Source organism: Streptomyces sp. NPDC007162, from assembly GCF_040634175.1.
Taxonomy (GTDB): Bacteria; Actinomycetota; Actinomycetes; order Streptomycetales; family Streptomycetaceae; genus Streptomyces.
The window spans coordinates 1-5,415 of the sequence record NZ_JBEYFC010000555.1 but is presented as its reverse complement, the minus strand read 5'-3'; the positions used below and the strand labels follow the sequence as shown (position 1 = coordinate 5,415).

General features: G+C 68.4%; 4 protein-coding genes. All 4 read left to right on the top strand.

All coding sequences use genetic code 11. The annotated features are described in order from the left end of the window. The coding region (locus ABZ646_RS38970) for an extracellular solute-binding protein (protein ID WP_360530168.1) at positions 1-1,104 on the top strand (1,104 nt) is incomplete at its 5' end. A 7-nt stretch (positions 1,105-1,111) separates the two neighbouring features. After that, positions 1,112-2,068 carry a sugar ABC transporter permease gene (locus ABZ646_RS38965; RefSeq protein ID WP_360530165.1) on the top strand — a complete coding sequence of 319 codons (957 nt, stop codon included), beginning with the start codon at positions 1,112-1,114 and terminating at the stop codon, positions 2,066-2,068. Further along, on the top strand, positions 2,065-2,883 hold the full coding sequence (locus ABZ646_RS38960) for a carbohydrate ABC transporter permease (RefSeq protein ID WP_360530162.1): 819 nt from the start codon (positions 2,065-2,067) through the stop codon (positions 2,881-2,883). The genes ABZ646_RS38965 and ABZ646_RS38960 overlap by 4 nt, the downstream gene beginning before the upstream one ends. Positions 2,884-2,890: 7 nt before the next feature. After that, a complete protein-coding gene (locus ABZ646_RS38955) occupies positions 2,891-5,263 on the top strand; it encodes a glycoside hydrolase family 3 N-terminal domain-containing protein (RefSeq protein ID WP_360530159.1) in 2,373 nt (790 codons plus the stop codon). Positions 5,264-5,415 lie beyond the last annotated feature (152 nt).

Sequence of the window (5,415 nt, the reverse complement as noted above, 5' to 3'; positions counted from 1 at the left end):
GTGACCACCAACAACTCGCCCCGGGTGGTCCGGGCCTACCTCGACGACCGCGCCCTCACCGCCTGCTTCGCCCCGCACATCTTCTTCAACTGGGGCGGCGGCAGTATCCAGCCGTTCGTCAAGGCCGATCTGCTGCTACCGCTGGACGGTTTCATCGCGAAGAACCCGGACCTGAAGTCGAAGTTCCTGCCCTCGGTCTTCAACAGCGCGGTGGTCAACGGCAAGCCGTACGGCATCCCGATGCGCGGCACGCAGCCCGTCCTGCTGTTCCACAACAAGAAGGTCCTCAAGGACGCGGGGGTCACGCCGCCCCAGACCTGGGACGAGCTGCTCGACGCGGTCAAGAAGCTCAAGGCCCAGGGTGTCACCCCGATCGCCCTGGGCGGCGGCGACAGGTGGCCGACCCTGATGTGGTTCGAGTACCTCTACGACCGCATCGCCGGACCGGGCCTGTTCCAGAAGGCACTCGACGGCGACAAGTCGGCGTGGGAGAGCGCCGACAGCAAGAAGGCGCTGAGCACGCTCAAGGACCTGGTGGACGCCGGCGCCTTCGGCAAGAACTACGACTCGGTGAAGTACACCAACGGCGCCTCACCGGCACTCGTCGCCTCCGGCAAGGCCGGCTTCGAGCTCATGGGTTCGTGGTACTACGCCCAGCAGCAGACGGACGCCAAGAGCTTCGCGGAGAAGGACCTCGGCTACACGGCGTTCCCCACCGTTTCCGGCGGCAAGGGCGACGCTGCCGACGTCGTCGGAAACACCAACAACTTCTACTCGGTGCTGCGCAAGACCAAGTATCCCGACGCCGCCGCCAGTTTCCTGAAGCTCATGTACTCGGACGAGTTCGTGAAGGCCCAGCTGGCCATCGGCAACCTGCCGACGACCACGAACACCGAGTCCTTCCTGGACACTTCAGCCAACCCGGACTACTCGCACTTCCAGTACAACCTGGTCGCCAAGGCTCCGGCGTTCCAGCTGTCCTGGGACCAGGCGTATCCGCCGGCCGCCGGGACCCCCATCCAGCAGGCCGTGCAGCAGTTCTTCGACGGCCAGATCGACGCCGACGGCTTCATCAAGGCCATGCAGGCACTTCCGGGTGAATGAACGGCTCATGACTACACAGATCACGAGCACCCCGTCCGCCGCCAGGTCCCTCAAGGTGGCCCGGCGGCGGGCGGGCGGCTCGTCAACGGCCAACGTGGCGCGACCCGGCTTCGGCTGGGCTCTTCCCGCCGCCCTGTTCTTCGCTGTCTTCGCTATCGTTCCGCTGATCATGGTCGCGGTCCTGTCCTTCATGACCTGGAACGGGCTGGGGTCGCCCCAGTTCGTCGGCATGGACAACTGGTCACGTCTCGTGGACGACCCCGTGATGCTCAAGAGCATCTGGGTGACCCTGCTCCTGACCGCCCTCGGCATCCTCATCCAGACACCGCTGAGCGTTCTCCTGGGCGTCTGGGCCGCCGGCTACCAGCGCAACCGCGCCGTGCTGTCCGTCATCTACTTCATCCCCCTGCTGCTGTCCGGCACCGCCGTCTCCGTCCTCTGGCGGGCCCTGCTCGACCCCAACTTCGGCATCCCCGCCGACGCCGGCTGGCTGTTCGGTGACGGGAACCTGTTCGGCAAGCAGACCACGGCCATCGGGGTCCTGGCCTTCGTGAGCACCTGGCAGTTCACTCCCTTCCACACCCTGATCTACCAAGGTGCGGCCCGGGCCGTCCCGCAGGTGCTCTACCAGGCCGCGGAGATCGACGGGGCGGGCCGCTACCGGCAGTTCTTCCACATCACGCTGCCGCAGCTGCGCAACTCGATGATCACCTCGATGATCCTGATGACCGTCGGCGGTCTGACCACCTTCGAGACCGTCCTCATCCTCACCCAGGGCGGACCCGGCACCGACACCACCATCAGCGCCTACTACATGTACGAGAAAGCCTTCAAGAGCTTCGACTTCGGCGCCGGTGCCGCCATCGCCCTCACGCTGGTCTTGGCCTCCACCGTCATCTCACTCGTCGTCGTCCGCGTGTCGGGCTACGACAAGATGCGCAGCACCATGGAGGGCGTGTCATGAGGCGCCGTCCCAACTACGTGGCCGGTGTCGGCTCCGCCGTCTGGCTGTTCCTGGTCGGACTGCCGCTGTACGTGATGATCGCCGCGACGCTCCGCACGCGCGGCGACTACGCGGCGAACGGCCCGGTGTCGGTGCCCGGCACCTTCACGCTCGACAACTACCTGAGCGCGTTCGACAGCGGCTTCGGCCGGTACTTCCTCAACACGATCGCCGTCACGGCGGCCGTGGCCGGCCTGGTGCTGGTCCTGGTGCCGCCGCTCGCCTACGCCATCGTCCGCAGCCGCTCCAAGGTGACCTCACTGATCTTCCGGCTGTTCCTGCTGGGACTCGCCATTCCGGCCCAGGCCGTCATCGTGCCGATGTTCTACCTCATCAGCAAAGCGGGGCTGTACGACAACCTGCTCGGCGTCATCCTGCCGACAGCGGCGTTCTGCTTGCCGATGTCGGCCCTGATCCTCAGCGGCACCATGCGGGATATCTCTCCCGAACTGTTCGAGGCCATGGCGGTGGACGGAGCGACTCCACGGCGCATGTTCTTCCAGCTGGTCGTACCGCTCTCGCGCGGCGGCCTCTCCACGATCACCGTGTTCTCGGCGCTCCAGGCATGGAACGGGTTCCTCTTCCCGCTGGTGCTGACCCAGTCCGACTCGACCAAGGTGATCACGCTGGGTCTTTACAACTTCCAGACCGAACACGGCATCGACATCCCCGGCCTTCTCGGGGCCGTGATGCTGTCCATGGTGCCTGTCCTGCTCGTCTACCTGTTCGCCCGTCGCGCCCTGGTCCAGGGCCTGATGGGCGTCGGAGGAAAGTGACCGCCACGTGGCTGTAGAGACCTCCCACCCGGCCCCCGTGTGGAACGACCCGTCCCGCCCCCTCGCCACCAGAGTGGCGGCCCTGATCGAGGCAATGACGCTGGAGGAGAAGACGGCCCAGCTGTACGGCGTGTGGGTCGGCGCGTCCGCCCAGGGCGACGAGGTGGCTCCCCATCAGCACGACATGGAGGAAGCGGTCGATCTCGAGGCGTTGATGCCCACCGGACTGGGTCAGCTGACCCGGCCCTTCGGCACCGCTCCCGTCGACCCCGCCCTCGGGGCCCTCTCCCTGCAACGCACCCAGGCCCGCATCGTCTCGGCGAACCGTTTCGGAATCCCCGCTCTCGCGCACGAGGAGTGCCTCGCCGGCTTCGCGGCCTGGGGTGCCACCGCCTACCCCGTCCCGCTGTCCTGGGGCGCCACGTTCGACCCCCAGACGGTGCGCCGCATGGCCGCGGCCATCGGCCGTGACATGCGCTCCGTCGGTATCCACCAGGGGCTCGCGCCGGTCCTCGACGTGGTGCGCGACGCCCGCTGGGGGCGCGTGGAGGAGACGATCGGCGAGGACCCGTACCTCGTGGCCACCATCGGGACGGCCTACGTGCAGGGACTGGAGTCGGCGGGAATCATCGCGACCCTCAAGCACTTCGTCGGCTACTCCGCGTCCCGCGCGGGACGCAACCTCGCTCCCGCCGCGATCGGGCCCCGCGAACGCGCCGACGTCCTGCTGCCTCCATTCGAGATGGCCGTCCGGGAGGGCGGTGCCCGCGCCGTCATGCACGCCTACAACGACAACGACGGTGTCCCCGCGGCCGCCGACCGGCAGTTGCTGACCGGCCTGCTCCGTGACACCTGGGGCTTCGACGGAACGGTCGTCGCCGACTACTTCGGCATCGCCTTCCTGAAGACCCTCCACGGTGTGGCGGCGGACTGGGCCGAGGCCGCGCACACCGCCCTCACGGCGGGCGTCGACGTCGAACTGCCCAACGTCAAGACCTTCGGTGAACCACTCGTCCAGGCCGTCAAGGACGGCCGGATCCCGGAGTCCCTCATCGACGGTGCCCTCAGCCGGATTCTCCGTCAAAAGGCCCAGCTCGGCATGTTGGACCCCGACTGGGATCCTGTGCCGGCCGCCTTGCGCGGCACCGATCCCGACGACCCGGAGGCCCTGCGCGGCAAGGTCGACCTGGATCCTCCCGCGAACCGTGAACTGGCACGTGAGGTGGCCGAGAAGGCCGTGGTCCTGCTCAGCAACAACGACGGCGTACTGCCGCTGACCGCGCCGCGCCGGATCGCTCTCGTCGGCCCCAACGCGACGGAGGCCACAGCCGTACTGGGCTGCTACTCCTTCCCCATGCACGTCGGCGTCCAGCACCCGACCGTCCCCGTCGGCATCGACCTGCCCACCCTCCACGACACCCTGACGGCCGAGTTCCCCGACGCAGCCATCACCGTCGCCCGCGGCACGGGCATCGACGACGGCGACCTCTCCGGGATCGACGCGGCGGTGGACGCGGCCCGGAACGCGGACGTCGTCATCGCCGTCCTGGGAGACCGCGCGGGCCTGTTCGGCCGTGGCACCAGCGGCGAGGGCTGCGACACGGAATCACTCACCCTGCCCGGCGCCCAGCAGCAACTCCTCGACACACTGCTCGACTCCGGTCGTCCGGTCGTCACCGTCCTCCTCGCGGGCCGGCCCTACGCTCTCGGCCGTGCGGTGGACGAATCAGCGGCGATCGTCCAGTCGTTCTTCCCGGGAGTCGAGGGGACCCGGGCGATCGCCGGCGTACTCAGCGGCCGGACCAACCCCTCCGGGCGCCTGCCCGTCAGCGTGCCCCGCAGCCCCGGAGCCCAGCCGACCACCTACCTCGGCGCCCGCCTGGCCCAGGCCAGTGACGTCTCCAACATCGACCCGACCCCGGCGTTCGGCTTCGGTCACGGCCTCGGTTACACGACCTTCACCTGGAGCGATCTCACGGTTCGAACCCAGCAGGTCTCGACCGAGGGCGAGTTCACCATCGCCTTCACCCTCCGCAACTCGGGCGAGCGGACCGGGACCGAAGTCGTTCAGCTCTACCTCCACGACCCGACAGCCTCCGTCGTCCAGCCGGTGCAGCGCCTGGTCGGCTACAGCAGGGTGTCCCTCGCGCCGGGCGAAACCCGTCGTATCGACATCACCGTTCCCGCCGACGTCGCGTCCTTCACCGGTCGCGACGGTCACCGCATCGTCGAACCGGGCGACCTGGAACTCCGCCTGGCGTCGTCGAGCACGACCGCGCACCTGACGACAACGGTCACCCTCACCGGCCCCGTCCGTACCGTGGACGGGACCCGCCGATTCCACGCCACCTTCGTCCAGCAGGACCGCCACGAGGAGTAGTCGGAGACCGCGAGGCCGGGGCATCGACCCGGCGCATCCGAGGGTCACCGCCGTACGGTGACCGACGCGCCGCGGCCAGGACCCCGGCGGAACGCTCGGCCGGAGTCTCCGGCCCGGCGGTGAGCCAGCGCCAGGGCGAAACGGGGAAGATC